Origin of the sequence: Pseudomonas sp. K8 (assembly GCF_014889455.1) — a bacterium.
In the GTDB taxonomy this organism is placed as follows: Bacteria; Pseudomonadota; Gammaproteobacteria; order Pseudomonadales; family Pseudomonadaceae; genus Aquipseudomonas; species Aquipseudomonas veronii.
Genome location: NZ_VJWO01000064.1, coordinates 18399 through 31637, shown reverse-complemented (window position 1 = coordinate 31637; position 13239 = coordinate 18399). Strand labels below are relative to the sequence as shown.

Annotated in this window: 15 protein-coding genes; 9 read left to right on the top strand and 6 right to left on the bottom strand. The window is 62.5% G+C overall.

Features of this window, described 5'->3' with window-relative positions:
- Both INT12_RS27765 and INT12_RS27760 read left to right on the top strand, forming a co-directional pair.
- Positions 1–272, top strand: a 272-nt coding sequence (locus tag INT12_RS27765; RefSeq protein WP_188310392.1) for a ribonucleotide-diphosphate reductase subunit beta, incomplete at its 5' end; no start/stop codon positions are given.
- A 54-nt stretch (positions 273–326) separates the two neighbouring features.
- On the top strand, positions 327–815 hold the full coding sequence (locus INT12_RS27760) for a DUF1289 domain-containing protein (protein ID WP_017848468.1): 489 nt from the start codon (positions 327–329) through the stop codon (positions 813–815).
- A gap of 94 nt (positions 816–909) precedes the next feature.
- Here the strand turns inward: INT12_RS27760 and mdeB are convergent, their stop codons facing one another.
- On the bottom strand, positions 910–3600 hold the full coding sequence (gene mdeB, locus INT12_RS27755) for an alpha-ketoglutarate dehydrogenase (RefSeq protein ID WP_193059104.1): 2691 nt from the start codon (positions 3598–3600) through the stop codon (positions 910–912).
- Between the two features lie 191 nt (positions 3601–3791).
- Here mdeB and INT12_RS27750 point away from each other — a divergent pair, with 191 nt between their 5' ends.
- From INT12_RS27750 to INT12_RS27740, 3 genes are all read left to right on the top strand, one after another.
- Entirely contained in the window at positions 3792–4718 is a 927-nt protein-coding gene (locus tag INT12_RS27750; protein ID WP_193040331.1) for a class I SAM-dependent methyltransferase, read from the top strand.
- Between the two features lie 148 nt (positions 4719–4866).
- The gene (pcsA, locus tag INT12_RS27745; RefSeq protein WP_017848465.1) at positions 4867–5583 is read left to right on the top strand and encodes a phosphatidylcholine synthase; all 717 of its coding nucleotides are present in this window, start codon (positions 4867–4869) and stop codon (positions 5581–5583) included.
- Between the two features lie 122 nt (positions 5584–5705).
- Positions 5706–6485: a TSUP family transporter gene (locus tag INT12_RS27740; RefSeq protein ID WP_017848464.1), complete on the top strand. Its 780-nt coding sequence runs from the start codon at positions 5706–5708 to the stop codon at positions 6483–6485.
- On the opposite strand, the gene nudC is transcribed toward INT12_RS27740, so the two are convergent.
- Positions 6453–7286: an NAD(+) diphosphatase gene (nudC, locus tag INT12_RS27735; protein WP_017848463.1), complete on the bottom strand. Its 834-nt coding sequence runs from the start codon at positions 7284–7286 to the stop codon at positions 6453–6455. The genes INT12_RS27740 and nudC overlap by 33 nt on opposite strands.
- A 5-nt stretch (positions 7287–7291) precedes the next feature.
- Positions 7292–8104, bottom strand: a complete 813-nt coding sequence (locus tag INT12_RS27730) for a crotonase/enoyl-CoA hydratase family protein (RefSeq protein WP_193040332.1) — start codon at positions 8102–8104, stop codon at positions 7292–7294.
- A 205-nt stretch (positions 8105–8309) separates the two neighbouring features.
- Here INT12_RS27730 and INT12_RS27725 point away from each other — a divergent pair, with 205 nt between their 5' ends.
- The 3 genes from INT12_RS27725 (at position 8310) to INT12_RS27715 (ending at position 10631) form a co-directional block, all read left to right on the top strand.
- Positions 8310–8864 (top strand): UPF0149 family protein, encoded by a 555-nt coding sequence (locus INT12_RS27725; protein WP_017848461.1) that lies wholly within the window; start codon positions 8310–8312, stop codon positions 8862–8864.
- A 91-nt stretch (positions 8865–8955) separates the two neighbouring features.
- Positions 8956–10212 carry a 3-phosphoshikimate 1-carboxyvinyltransferase gene (gene aroA / locus INT12_RS27720; protein WP_017848460.1) on the top strand — a complete coding sequence of 419 codons (1257 nt, stop codon included), beginning with the start codon at positions 8956–8958 and terminating at the stop codon, positions 10210–10212.
- 32 nt (positions 10213–10244) lie between these two features.
- Positions 10245–10631 carry a hypothetical protein gene (locus tag INT12_RS27715; protein ID WP_046383210.1) on the top strand — a complete coding sequence of 129 codons (387 nt, stop codon included), beginning with the start codon at positions 10245–10247 and terminating at the stop codon, positions 10629–10631.
- Between the two features lie 67 nt (positions 10632–10698).
- On the opposite strand, the gene INT12_RS27710 is transcribed toward INT12_RS27715, so the two are convergent.
- Together INT12_RS27710 and INT12_RS27705 are read right to left on the bottom strand one after the other, a co-directional pair.
- Positions 10699–11076, bottom strand: coding sequence for a hypothetical protein (locus INT12_RS27710; RefSeq protein WP_193040333.1), 378 nt, complete (start codon positions 11074–11076; stop codon positions 10699–10701).
- 73 nt (positions 11077–11149) lie between these two features.
- Positions 11150–11749: an NAD(P)H-dependent oxidoreductase gene (locus tag INT12_RS27705; protein WP_017848457.1), complete on the bottom strand. Its 600-nt coding sequence runs from the start codon at positions 11747–11749 to the stop codon at positions 11150–11152.
- A 69-nt stretch (positions 11750–11818) separates the two neighbouring features.
- Here INT12_RS27705 and INT12_RS27700 point away from each other — a divergent pair, with 69 nt between their 5' ends.
- Positions 11819–12430 carry a TetR/AcrR family transcriptional regulator gene (locus INT12_RS27700; protein WP_193040334.1) on the top strand — a complete coding sequence of 204 codons (612 nt, stop codon included), beginning with the start codon at positions 11819–11821 and terminating at the stop codon, positions 12428–12430.
- A gap of 10 nt (positions 12431–12440) precedes the next feature.
- Here the strand turns inward: INT12_RS27700 and INT12_RS27695 are convergent, their stop codons facing one another.
- Positions 12441–13118, bottom strand: a complete 678-nt coding sequence (locus tag INT12_RS27695) for a GNAT family N-acetyltransferase (protein ID WP_193040335.1) — start codon at positions 13116–13118, stop codon at positions 12441–12443.
- Positions 13119–13239: the final 121 nt, after the last annotated feature.

Sequence of the window (13239 nt, the reverse complement as noted above, 5' to 3'; positions counted from 1 at the left end):
AGATGATCCTGCAAGGGACCCAACTGGAGATCGAATACGCGCGCGACACCATGCCACGCGGTGTACTCGGCATGAACGCGGCGATGATGGAGGACTACCTCAAGTTCATCGCTAACCGTCGTCTGTCACAGATCGGCTTGAAGGAAGAGTATCCAGGGACGACTAACCCGTTCCCATGGATGAGCGAGATCATGGACTTGAAGAAAGAGAAGAATTTCTTTGAGACCCGTGTGATCGAATACCAGACTGGCGGTGCGTTGAGCTGGGATTGATTGAAAAAACGGCCCCTTCAGGGGCCGTGTTGTTTCACCTGTCGATGTTTTTTTATGCCCAATCAAACCATCAAGACCCCCTGCGTCGGCCTGTGCTCCACCGTTTACGGTGATCTGGTCTGCCGCGGGTGCAAGCGTTATCACCATGAAGTCATCCAGTGGAATGGCTACAACGCCGAGGAAAAACAGGCGGTGTGGCTGCGCCTTGAGCAACTGCTGGTGCAGGTGATGGCCTCCAAGCTGGACGTGTTCGACCCACAGCGCCTGCGCCAGCAACTGGAAAGCCGCAAGATTCGCTTTATGCCGCATCAGTCGCCGTATTGCTGGGCCTACCAGTTGATTGCCCGGGGTGCGCGGGTGATTACCAGGCTGGATGCATATGGCCTGGTGTTGCTGCCGGAGTTTCGCGAGCACAGCCTGGCGGATTTGCGCGATGGAATTGATCGCGAGTTTTTCCTGCTGTCCGAGGCGCATTACCAGCGGTATATCGCCCCCGTGTTCCTGAAAGAGGCCTTTGGGCCAGCCCTGATCGCCACGCTCTAAATGATGTGGGAGGGGGCTTGCTCCCGATAGCAGTGTGTCAGTCAGCTTACGGGGCACTGACCCGGCGCAATCGGGGGCAAGCCCCCTCCCACATTTAGGTCCAGGACGCTGCACGCTCCGCCTGGAGGCCATAGCGTTCAATTGCCTGCTGGCATACCTGCCGATCCAGACTGCCCTGCTCCGCCAATGCCGTTAGCGCCGCCAACACCAGGTGATGGCGATCGACCTCAAAAAAATCCCGCAACGCCGCCCGTGTATCGCTGCGCCCGAAACCGTCGGTGCCGAGTACGGTGTAGGGGGAATCCAGGTACGAAGCAATCATCTGCGGCACCGCCCGCACGTAGTCCGACACTGCAACCACCGGGGCGCCCTTGGGCAAGCAATCATTCACATGACTGACGCGCTGGATCGCCTGCGGATGCAAGCGATTCCAACGCTCCACCTCCCGCGCCTGCCGTGCCAGTTCGCTGAAGCTGGTCACGCTGTAGACCTCACTCGCCACCTGCCAATCGTCCGCCAATAGCTGCGCAGCCGCCTGGGCTTCACGCACCAGCGTACCCGAACCGAGCAGGCGCACCTGGGCGTCAGGCGCGCCCTGCAAGCGGTACATACCTTTGATGATCGCCGCTTCCACCCCCTCGGGCAGGCTCGGCTGCGGGTAGTTTTCGTTCATCAGGGTCACGTAGTAGAACTCGTCGACATCATGCTCCAGCATCTGGCGCATGCCGTGGTCGAGGATCACCGCAAACTCCCCGGCAAACGCCGGGTCGTAGGCACGGCAGTTGGGGACGCTGGCGGCGCTCAGGTGGCTGCTGCCGTCCTGATGCTGCAGGCCCTCGCCGCCGAGGGTGGTGCGGCCGGCAGTGGCGCCCAGCAGGAAGCCACGGGCGCGCTGGTCGGCGGCGGCCCAGATCAGGTCGCCCACGCGCTGAAAGCCGAACATCGAGTAATAGATGTAGAACGGCAACATGCGCAGGCCATGCACCGAATAGCTGGTGGCCGCCGCGACCCAGGAGCTGATGGCGCTGGCTTCGCTGATGCCCTCTTCGAGGATCTGCCCGTCGGTGGCTTCGCGGTAGCTGAGGATCGAGCCGATATCTTCCGGCTCGTAGCGTTGGCCGACGCTGGAATAGATGCCGATCTGCTTGAACAGGTTGGCCATGCCGAAGGTACGCGCCTCGTCGGCGACGATCGGCACGATGCGTGGCCCCAGGTGCTTGTCCTTGAGCAGGTTGGTGAGCATACGCACGAAGGCCATGGTGGTGGACATTTCCTTACCCGCGGCAGCCGTGGCGAAGCCGGCGTAACCGGCCAGAGGCGGCACACTGACCGGCGCGGCGGCCTGGCAGCGACTGGGCACATAGCCGCCCAGGGCGTTGCGCCGTTGATGCAGGTAGCGCAACTCCAGGCTGTCAGCGGCCGGTTTGAAGAAACTCAACGACTCGGTCTGCTCATCCGTCAGCGGCAACTGGAAACGATTGCGGAAGGCGATCAGCGCCTCGCGATCGAGTTTCTTCTGCTGGTGGGTGGTCATCTTGCCCTGCCCGGCTTCGCCCATGCCGAAGCCTTTTTTGGTCTGGGCCAGGATCACCGTGGGCTTGCCCTTGACCCGCCGCGCCGCGTGGTAGGCGGCGTGGATCTTGACCATGTCGTGGCCGCCGCGCTTGAGGCGGTCGATCTGTTCGTCGCTCATGCCCTCGACCAGCCTGGCCAGGGACGCGCTCTGGCCGAAGAAGTGCTCGCGGTTGTAGGCGCCGTCCTTGGCGGCGAAGGTCTGGAACTGCCCGTCCACGGTCTGCGACAGCGTATTGACCAGGGCGCCGTCGCTGTCCTTGGCGAGCAAGGCGTCCCAGTCCGAGCCCCACACCAGCTTGATCACGTTCCAGCCGGCGCCGCCGAACAACGCCTCCAGCTCATCGATGATCCGCCCATTGCCACGCACCGGGCCGTCGAGGCGTTGCAGGTTGCAGTTGACCACCCAGGTCAGGTTGTCCAGGCCTTCGCGGGCGGCCAGGGTCAGGGCCGACATGCTTTCCGGCTCGTCCATTTCGCCGTCGCCGAATACGCCCCAGACGTGGCGCTCGGTGGTGTCCTGCAAGCCGCGGTGCTGCAGGTAACGCATAAAGCGCGCCTGGAAAATCGAGCTGAGCGGGCCGATGCCCATGGAGCCGGTGGGAAACTGCCAGAAGTCCGGCATCAACCACGGGTGCGGGTAACTCGACAAACCGCGCGCGCCGACCTTGGCCCCGCCGATTTCCTGCCGGTAGTGCGCCAGGTCCTGCTCGCTCAGGCGCCCCTCCAGGAACGCCCGCGCATAAATGCCCGGCGCGGAATGCGGCTGGTAGAACACCAGGTCGCCGCCAAAGCCGTCGTGGCGGGCACGGAAAAAGTGATTGAAGCCCACTTCGAACAAATCCGCCGCGCTGGCGTAGCTGGCGATATGACCGCCGAGTTCGCCATACGCCTGGTTGGCGCGCACCACCATGGCCAGGGCGTTCCAGCGCACCAGCGAGGCCAGGCGTTCTTCGGTGGCCAGGTCGCCGGGAAACGCCGGCTGCTGCTCGACGCTGATGCTATTGATATACGGGGTGCCGTGACGGGGTTTCCAGTCGATGTGCGGGGCGCCACCTTCACGGGCCAGCACGTCGAGGATCTGCCGCGCCCGCGCCGGGCCGGCGTTGGCCACCAGCGAGGCCAGGGCGTCGCGCCACTCGTCCTGCTCGATTTGATCACCGGCGAGCTGATCCGTTGTGGTGTGATTCACTGCGCTCGCAAAACCGTTCATGGGCACCTCCAGGCTTTTTTTCCAGTTTATGTCGATGACTGAGGATTTTTTGCCTGATGTCAGGCGTACCAAAGCGTATTTTGAGCATGAATCGCTGCCAATCAGACGTTTCCCAGCACGTTGTGCTCCAACCCCCCGAAACCTCGCCATTGTGTTTAAAATGCCGCCCGCTCAACGAACGACGCTCAACGATGAACCCCGACGCCCTCGCCACACTGCACGCCCACCTGCTGACCGCCCTGGCCACGCCACCGACCGAAACCCGGCGCCTGTTCCACGGGCGCGGCCGTTGCTGGCCGGGCCTGGAGCAACTGACCGTGGACTGGCTGCAGGACGTGGTGCTGGTCGCGCTGTTCAAGGAGCCGGAGGCGGCGCACCTGGACGCGCTGAAACAGCTGCTGGTTCAGTTCGAATGGGCGCAGTCCGGCGCCCACACGGTAGCCCTGCAGCACCGCTACCTGCCGCAAAGCACCACCGAATGGCTGGTGGGCGATGCGATCGATGAGCTGACGATTACCGAAGGCGGCCTGCGCTACCTGATCGACCTCGGTAAAAAACAGAACAGCGGGCTGTTTCTCGACATGCGCTATGGCCGCAACTGGGTGCGCGAACAGGCCAAGGGGCTGCGGGTACTCAACCTGTTTGCCTACACCTGCGGGTTTTCCGTGGCGGCCATCGAGGGCGGCGCCGAGCATGTGGTGAACCTGGACATGGCCCGCGGCGCCCTCAGCCGGGGTCGCGACAACCATCGCCTGAATGGGCATGACCTGAGCCGCGTTACCTTTCTTGGCCACGACTTGTTCAAGTCCTGGGCCAAGGTCATCCACAGCGGCCCCTATGACCTGGTGATCATCGACCCGCCGTCCTTCCAGAAAGGCAGTTTCCTGCTGACCAAGGATTACCAGCGCGTGCTGCGCCGCCTGCCGGATTTGCTCACGCCACAAGGCACGGTGCTGGCGTGCATGAATGACCCGGCGTTCGGCGAGGACTTCCTGATCGATGGCGTGACCCGCGAAGCACCGGGCCTGCGCTTTGTCGAACGGCTGGAAAACCCGCCGGAATTCCCGGATATCGATCGGCAAAGCGGCTTGAAAGCCTTGGTGTTCCGCCAAGGCTGATGCCGAAACGTCCGACGCTTGCTACGCTAAGCAATCACCGGGGTGGTGAACCTTATCCTCCCCTTCCCGGTCGATACCTGCATCCCCTGGCCAGACTCGACGCTGCCACAGCGTCGGCTGCCCCGTTTCACCCTTTGGAGAACCGCCCGTGATATCGACCCTGCATGTAGCCAGACTGAAAGCCTGGGGCGCCCACGGCTTCACTGCCACCGGAGTGGTGTTGGCCTTCCTGGCCACGCTGGCCTTGCTGGAGAACTCACCCAAGGCGTGCCTGCTGTGGCTGGGCCTGGCACTGGTGGTCGATGGCGTCGACGGTTCCCTGGCCCGCCGCGTGAATGTCAGCACGGTACTGCCCAGCTTTGACGGCTCGGTGCTGGACCTGGTGATTGATTACCTGACCTATGTGTTTATCCCAGCACTGTTTATCTACCGCTATATCGACCTGCCGGACTTTACCCACCTGTTCACGGTGTCGGTGATCCTGGTGTCGTCGCTGTTCTGCTTCTGCAACGTGAACATGAAAAGCAAGGACAACTACTTCGTCGGCTTCCCCGCCGCCTGGAACGTGGTGGCCCTCTGCGTGTATATCATCCAGCCCGACGCGTGGGTGACGTTGCTCACGGTGATTGGCCTGGCGCTGCTGACCGTGACGCCGATGAAGTTCCTGCACCCGTTCCGGGTCAAGCGGTTCATGCCGATCAACATCGCGGTGACCACGCTCTGGTTGCTGTGCAGCTTCTTGATGGTGGTGGATTACCCGAACACCAACCCGTGGACGTTTGGGTTGTGGTCGCTGATGTCGGCGTACTTCCTCGGGATCTGCATCTGGCGCACCGCGCTGGAGTGGCTGGGCACCCACAAATAGCCAGGCCGGCACCGTTTGAATGTGGGAGGAGGCTTGCGCCCTCCCACATTTGGATTTGCGTACACCGGGCAGGTAAGATGGCCGCCTTTCGCATAGCGCCCTGCCAACCATAAGCCCTGCCCATGCCCTTCGAACTCAGCGTAGACCTCACTACCCTCGCCATCCTGGCCGTCGTTGCGTTCATCGCCGGCTTCATCGACGCCATCGCCGGCGGTGGCGGCTTGCTCACCACCCCGGCCCTGCTCACCGCCGGCATGCCGCCCCATTTGGTACTGGGCACCAACAAACTCAGCTCCACCTTCGGCTCGGCCACCGCCAGTTTCACCTTTTACCGACGCAAGCTGTTTCACCCGCGCCAGTGGGTACATGCCATCGTCGGTACGTTTATCGGCGCCCTGGCCGGCGCCATCGTCGCCCACTACCTGCCCGCCGAAACCCTGAACAAGATGCTCCCGGTGATCGTCTTCGGTTGTGGCCTGTACCTGTTGTTCGGCGGCACGCCCAAGGCGCCGCTGGAGGGCGACGCACCGATCAAGAAGAAATGGCAGGCCACCCAAGGCTTCGGCCTGGGCTTCTACGACGGCGTGGCCGGCCCCGGCACCGGCGCGTTCTGGACGGTGAGCACGATGCTGCTGCACCCCATCGACCTGGTCAAAGCCAGCGGCGTGGCGCGCAGCATGAACTTCGTCAGCAACGCGGCGGCGCTGGCGGTGTTTATCATCAACGGTTCGGTGGACTGGATCGTCGGGCTGGCCATGGGCGTGTCGGTGATGGTGGGCGCCTTCTTTGGCGCACGCAGCGCAATCAGCGGCGGCGCCAAATTCATTCGCCCGGTGTTTATCACTGTGGTCCTCGGCCTGACGGTGCGCCTAGCCTGGCAGCACTGGTTCAGCGTGGCCTAAGCGACGGGCCACGTAGAGGTCGATCAGATAACGCGCAATCGAGCGTGACGCCGGCAACGGCGGCAAGTCGTGGATGTTGAACCACTGCGCGTCCTCGATCTCATCGGCCTGGGGCACGATATCGCCACCGGCGTACTCGGCATGGAAGCCCAGCATCATCGAATGAGGAAACGGCCAGCACTGGCTGCCCACGTACTGGATATTGCGGACTTCCAGCTGCACTTCTTCGTGAACTTCGCGGATCAGGCAGTCTTCGGCCGACTCACCCGGCTCGGCAAACCCCGCCAGCGTGCTGTAGACCCCGGGGACAAAGCGCGGCGACCGCGCCAGCAGGATCTCGTCGCCACGGGTCACCAGCACAATCATGCTCGGCGAGATGCGCGGGTAGCTGCGCAGGTCACAAGCCTCGCAGAACATCGCCCGCTCCCGAGGCACCTGGACCATGGCCTGGCCGCAACTGCCACAAAAACGGTGTTCCCGCGCCCAGGTGCCGATCTGCGCGGCATAGGCCAGCACTTTGTACAGCCGGTGATCGCCTTGCAGCATGAAGCCGCGCAGGCCTTGCCAACTGCATCCAGGCACGTCGCTGGCGGCATTGAGTTCGAGCAGGTACACCGGCTCGCCGTCAAGATGGCCGATGCCGTGTTCGGCGAACACCGCCAGGTCCTGGCGCTTGAGCCATTCCCGCGGGAACAGCGCGCCATTGGTGTCGTGTAAAAAACCCTCGCGGCTGCGCGCGACGGCCCAGCCGCCGGGGGTTTGGTTGTCCAGCAGTGTGGTGGTAATCCAGCCTGGGGTCATATCAGTCAATCCACGAATTCGGGTTTCTGCTTGCTCATATGGGCCGCGATGGCCACGCGCAAGTCGTTGGATTGCAACATAGCCGCGTTCCAGGTGGCAACGTATTCCAAACCGTCATTGACTGTATGGTCACGCATGTAGCTGATCATGGCCTTGGTGCCGGTCACGGCAATCGGCGATTTGGCGGCGATTTCCCGGGCGATGTCCAGTACGCCGGCCAACAGGCTTTCCTGATCGGGATACACGCGATTGACCAGGCCGATGCTGCGCGCTTCCTCGGCGCCGAACTGGCGACCGGTGTAGGCCAGCTCGCGCAGCATGCCATCGCCGATGATGCGCGGCAGGCGCTGTAGGGTGCCGACGTCGGCCGCCATGCCGATGTCGATTTCCTTGATGGAAAACTGCGCGTCCTCGGCGGCGTAACGCATGTCGCAGGCGCTGATCAGGTCGATGGCGCCACCGATGCAGTAACCCTGGATCGCGGCCAGCACCGGCTTGCGGCAGGTGTCGACGGCGTTGAACGAGGCTTGCAGTTCGAGGATCTTGCGCCGCAACAGGCGTGCATTACGGCCCACGTCCTTGCCAAAATCATTGGCCACCGAGGCCAGCATCATCAGGTCGATGCCGGACGAAAAATGTTTGCCGGCGCCGCTGAGCACCACGGCGCGCACGGCGTCGGTGTCGTCGACCCAGCGGAAGATATCGATGATCTCGGTCCAGAACGCCGCGTTCATGGCGTTGATCTTTTCCGGGCGGTTGATCTGCACATGGGCAGCGCTGCCAATGAGCTCGACGACGAAGGCTTGGTATTCGGACATGGCAGTGATCCCTGACTGGCGAGTAATAAGAGCCGAACTATAACAAGGGTGAGCCACGGCGCATCAGCCAAAAACGGGACTGCTAAAATTCATCCGGGACGGGCTGCCGGCCTTGGAAAAGGCTGGATAAAAACCGCCTCAGGCGCCATCCTTCGCGCTTTAAGCCGCTGCCGCAGCGGCGCTCGACGTTTAAAGGATACGCCCCATGCTCACCCAACCTCTGGCCCCCGCCGATTTCGACCTGATCGAAGAAACCCTGCTCAAGTACGGTGACGACCACTCGGTGCTGAACCTCGCCGAACTCGATGGTTACTTCTGCGCGCTGGTGTCCAGCCCGGCACCGGTGGATATCGCCGAGTGGTTCCCGGCGATCTGGGGCGGGCAAAACCCGCAGTGGGAAAGTGCCGAAGAAGCCAAGCAGTTCCTCGAACTGTGCGTTCGCCACATGAACGCCCGCGCCGCCCAACTGGCCACCGACGCCAAAGGTTTCCGGGCGCGCTTCGACGACACGGAGCATCAGGGCCAGACCCTGACCCTCGCCGAAGAATGGTGCTTTGGCTATATCCGTGGCGCCGCTATCGGCAACTGGCCTGAACTGCCCGCCGAACAGGCCGCACTGCTGGAGAAAATCTCCTGGTGCGCCGAACAGGACAACTTCGAACTGCCGGCGGACCTCGATGTACAGGCGCATCAGCAGCGCGTCAGCGAGATCGAACCGGCGGCGCGGGCGCTGCATGATTACTCGCTCGCCCAGCGCTAAGCCTCGACAAGCGTGACGTCTATGCCCGATTATTCGGGTCCGCCCGTCGGCCACTCCGTGCCACCTTGCCTTGAATCAGGAGCCTTGTACCTTGAGTTCGCAGAAAACCGTGACCGTTACACCGCCCACTTTCCCCCTCAATGGCAAGGTCGCGCCCCCCGGCTCCAAATCCATTACCAACCGCGCGCTGTTGCTCGCCGCCCTGGCCAAGGGCACCAGCCGCCTCAGCGGCGCGTTGAAGAGCGATGACACCCGGCACATGTCGGTGGCCCTGCGCCAGATGGGCGTGATCATCGACGAGCCGGACGACACCACCTTCGTGGTCACGGGCCAAGGCCAGCTGCAATTGCCTGCGCAGCCGCTGTTCCTCGGCAATGCCGGCACCGCGATGCGTTTTCTCACCGCCGCCGTCGCCACCGTGCAAGGCACCGTGGTGCTGGACGGCGACGACTACATGCGCAAACGCCCGATCGGCCCGCTGCTCGCCACCCTCGGCCAGAACGGCATCCAGGTCGACAGCCCGACCGGTTGCCCGCCGGTTACCGTGCATGGCGTGGGCAAGGTCCAGGCCAAGCGCTTTGAGATCGACGGCGGTCTGTCCAGCCAATACGTATCGGCCTTGCTGATGCTCGCGGCCTGCGGCGCAGCGCCGATTGAAGTGGCGCTGACCGGCAAGGACATCGGCGCCCGCGGCTATGTGGACCTGACCCTCGACTGCATGCGTGCATTCGGCGCGCAGGTCGAGGTGGTCGACGACACCACCTGGCGCGTCGCTCCCAGCGGCTACACCGCCCATGACTACCTGATCGAACCGGACGCCTCCGCCGCCACCTACCTGTGGGCGGCTGAGGTGCTGACCGGCGGGCACATCGATATCGGCGTCGCCGCACACGACTTCACCCAGCCGGACGCCAAGGCCCAGGCGCTGATCGCACAGTTCCCGAACATGCAGGCCACGGTGGTGGGTTCGCAAATGCAGGACGCGATCCCGACGCTTGCCGTGCTGGCCGCGTTCAACAACAGCCCGGTGCGCTTCACCGAACTGGCCAACCTGCGGGTCAAGGAATGTGATCGCGTGCAGGCGCTGCACGACGGCCTCAACCAGATCCGCCCAGGCCTGGCCCGCATCGAAGGCGATGACCTGCTGGTGGCCAGCGATCCGGCACTGGCAGGCACGGCCTGCACTGCACTGATCGACACCCACGCCGATCACCGCATCGCCATGTGTTTCGCCCTGGCCGGGCTGAAGGTCTCGGGTATTCGTATTCAGGACCCGGACTGCGTGGCCAAGACCTATCCTGACTACTGGAAGGCACTGGGCAGCCTGGGTGTCGCCCTGCGCTACTGAGTCCGCGACGTCGAGATGGGGAGGGCTTGATCATGAACATTCGCCAACCCTGCCCGCCCGGCGCCTGTGTCTGTGACCGCGAACAGCTGCTGCAAACCCCAGGCGCCGACCTGCGCATCCTCAACCTGACGCGCCAGGAAGAAAAACGCCTGATCGAACGCCTGGAAGACCTGCAAAGCCTGCAAGACCTCGAACACATGCAGCAGCGCATGTACGCGCTATTGGGTATCCGCGTGCAGGTCGCGCCGGGGCACACCGAGGTCAAGAGCATGCGCGGGATTCAGATCGTCATCGACGAACTGCCCGGCCTGTGCCGCAAGACCCGGCAATCGATCCCGGCGGCGATTCGCCGAGGCCTGGAGAAACGACCGGAGATTGCCTACCGGCTGCTGGATGCACATGACCTGCTTGGACTCTAGTCGGTCCTTTCAGTGCATCGCCACCAAGCTGCTGCTCCAGGCCTGACGCGTGCCGCAACTAACGTAGTTACCAGATGAAATTATCGCCGCCTTTCACGCCATGCCCATTAAGCACGTCTTGGTAAGTCATAGTGGGATACTTGATAAGCCTGTCCACTTGCTCGGAGTTCAAATCTTGAACTTCTCTAGGCGATATATTTGGAAACTCTTTCCCATGTGCATCCACAACCTGCTGATAGTTCATATTGGGATATTTATCGAGCGTATTGTGTTGATCAAAGGTCAAGTTTTGCAGGTCGCCATTCGATAGATTTGGATACGGACTGTCTTGGTTCGCATTGTTTTCCTGCTCTTGTCTCACTTGATCTTGCGTGGGTTTTCCCAGGGATGTGTCAATGGGAGGAGCAATCGGTGCGGATCCAGATGCAGCAGAAATTGAAGTCATTATCAAATCTCCAGTGATTGTGAACGCCTTGATTGGTTGTCCAACGGTTTCTGGTTCCCTGCTCGCAACGAAATCATCCGGCGACCGTCTCGGTTTCGAACAGACCCTGGCCCACTGCCTTGGCGTGATCCAGATGCACCTGCACCTGGCCGCTTTCCGACTCCAGCAGCAACGCTGACGTCAGCACCTGCGCGCCACAGTAATCGAAGATCCCGTAATCGATCTGCGTGTGCATGGCCTTGGCATAACCATGGCGCTCAAACGCGCTTTGATCGGCAGCACCGAGGGCCAGCAGGTGAACCTGCAAGTGCCGCAGTTTCTTCACCACCGGAGTGTCGGGGCCGTAGTCGATCGCCCAGCCGTTGACGAACACGCGGTCGATCCACCCCTTGAGCAGGCCTGGCAGCGACCACCAGTAAATGGGGAACACCAAGACCAGGGCGTCGGCGCGGTCGATGCGGGCTTGTTCGGCGGCGACGTCAGCCGGCGGTTCGGCGCGGGTGCGATGTACGCGCTGGTCGGCAGCGTTGTAGCGCGGGTCGAAGCCTTCGGCGGCAAGGTCGGCGATTTCGAACGTATGGCCAGACGCGCTCAGCCCGGCGGCGACTTGCGCGGCGAGGCTGTGGGTGAGGGATTGCGGGTCGTGATGAGCTACAACGATCAGTGCGTGCATGACAGTGACTCCCATTGGGTTTATGCTGGGCTTAAGTTACCTTTGGTAAGTTACTTTTGGTATATAAGCATGTCAAGCAGTGAATCCCCTGCCCCGCGTCGTCGCCTGTCGCGTGAAGATCGTCTGCGCCAATTGTTGGACGTGGCCTGGCAACTGGTGCGTGAAGAAGGCACCGAAGCCCTGACCCTCGGCCACCTGGCGGAACGAGCGGGCGTGACCAAGCCGGTGGTCTATGACCATTTCGTTACCCGCGCGGGGTTGCTGGCGGCGTTGTACGAGGATTTCGATGGGCGCCAGAATCAGGTGCTTGCCGACGCCCTCGAAGCCAGCAGCCCGACCCTGGAAGATCGCGCGTGGGTGATCGCCTCATCCTATGTCGACTGCGTGTTGTTGCAGGGCCGGGAAATTCCGGGGGTGATCGCGGCGCTGAGCAGCTCACCGGAGTTGGAAAGCCTCAAGCGCAAGTACGAAGCACTCTTTCTCAATAAGTGCCGCGACGTCATGGCCCCCTTCGCGCCGGGCGGCAGCGTGTCCCAGGCCGGGCTGCGGGCCATGCTCGGGGCGGCGGAGGCCTTGTCTCATGCGGCGGCCAGCGGTGAGCTCAGCCGTGAAGAGGCGCAACAGGAGTTGCTGGCGACCATTCTGGCAATGGTCAATCGCGGGGCGCACAGCGCCCGTTGAGAGGCTTTTTTCAGCCTCGCCCCTGCACAAACAAGCGGACCTTGTGCGCCAGTTGATCCAGGTGCCGGTCACGTTGCTTCTCGGCATCTACCATGGCGCGCTTGCCATGTTTTTGCAGCAGGTAGGTATGAATCTGCCGCACTTCCAATGAGCTATAGATAGCGGCCACATCCAGCACGCCCATCAAGCCATCGGTGGCGTAGGCGCGGGTGTTCATCAGCACCTGCGTGCCGCGCGCGCCGCGCACCTGAAAGCCCATCGCCGCGAAGGCCGGCACTTTGTCCACGGCGCAGGCCAGTTCGGCGTGAGGATAACGTGCCAGCACCTCTTGCATCATGCCCCGCGCCACGCCCTGGCGCCGGTTGCCTGCCTGTACGGCCATGAACGCCACACCGCAGGCTTCTGGGTCGTCCTTGACCGGCAAGTACAGCAAAAACCCAATGACTTTTTCCGGGTCTTGCGCAGACGTCGCGACGATCAGTTCGATCGCGATCCCCTTCGACCCGTCCAGCGCCTGCAGGTACAAATGCACCTCAAAGCCGATGGCATATTGGTAAATGTTGTAGAGCAGGTTACTCGGCGGCAGCGCGACGCTGCTGATGTCGGTGAGGTTGTCGACCACCATCTGCAGGATCTGGCTGTTGACCGGTTCGGGGCACGGCGTGGTGTAGCGGGTAAGGCTGAACATGCAAATTCCTGAGGTTTCGCGTCAAGGCAGATGGGATTGTACCTGTTGCAGCAGGTTCGGGATCGATAGGCATGCCCGCCATGCTCTGCACGCCTGGCGGCTCGCATGCACATCACCCCGG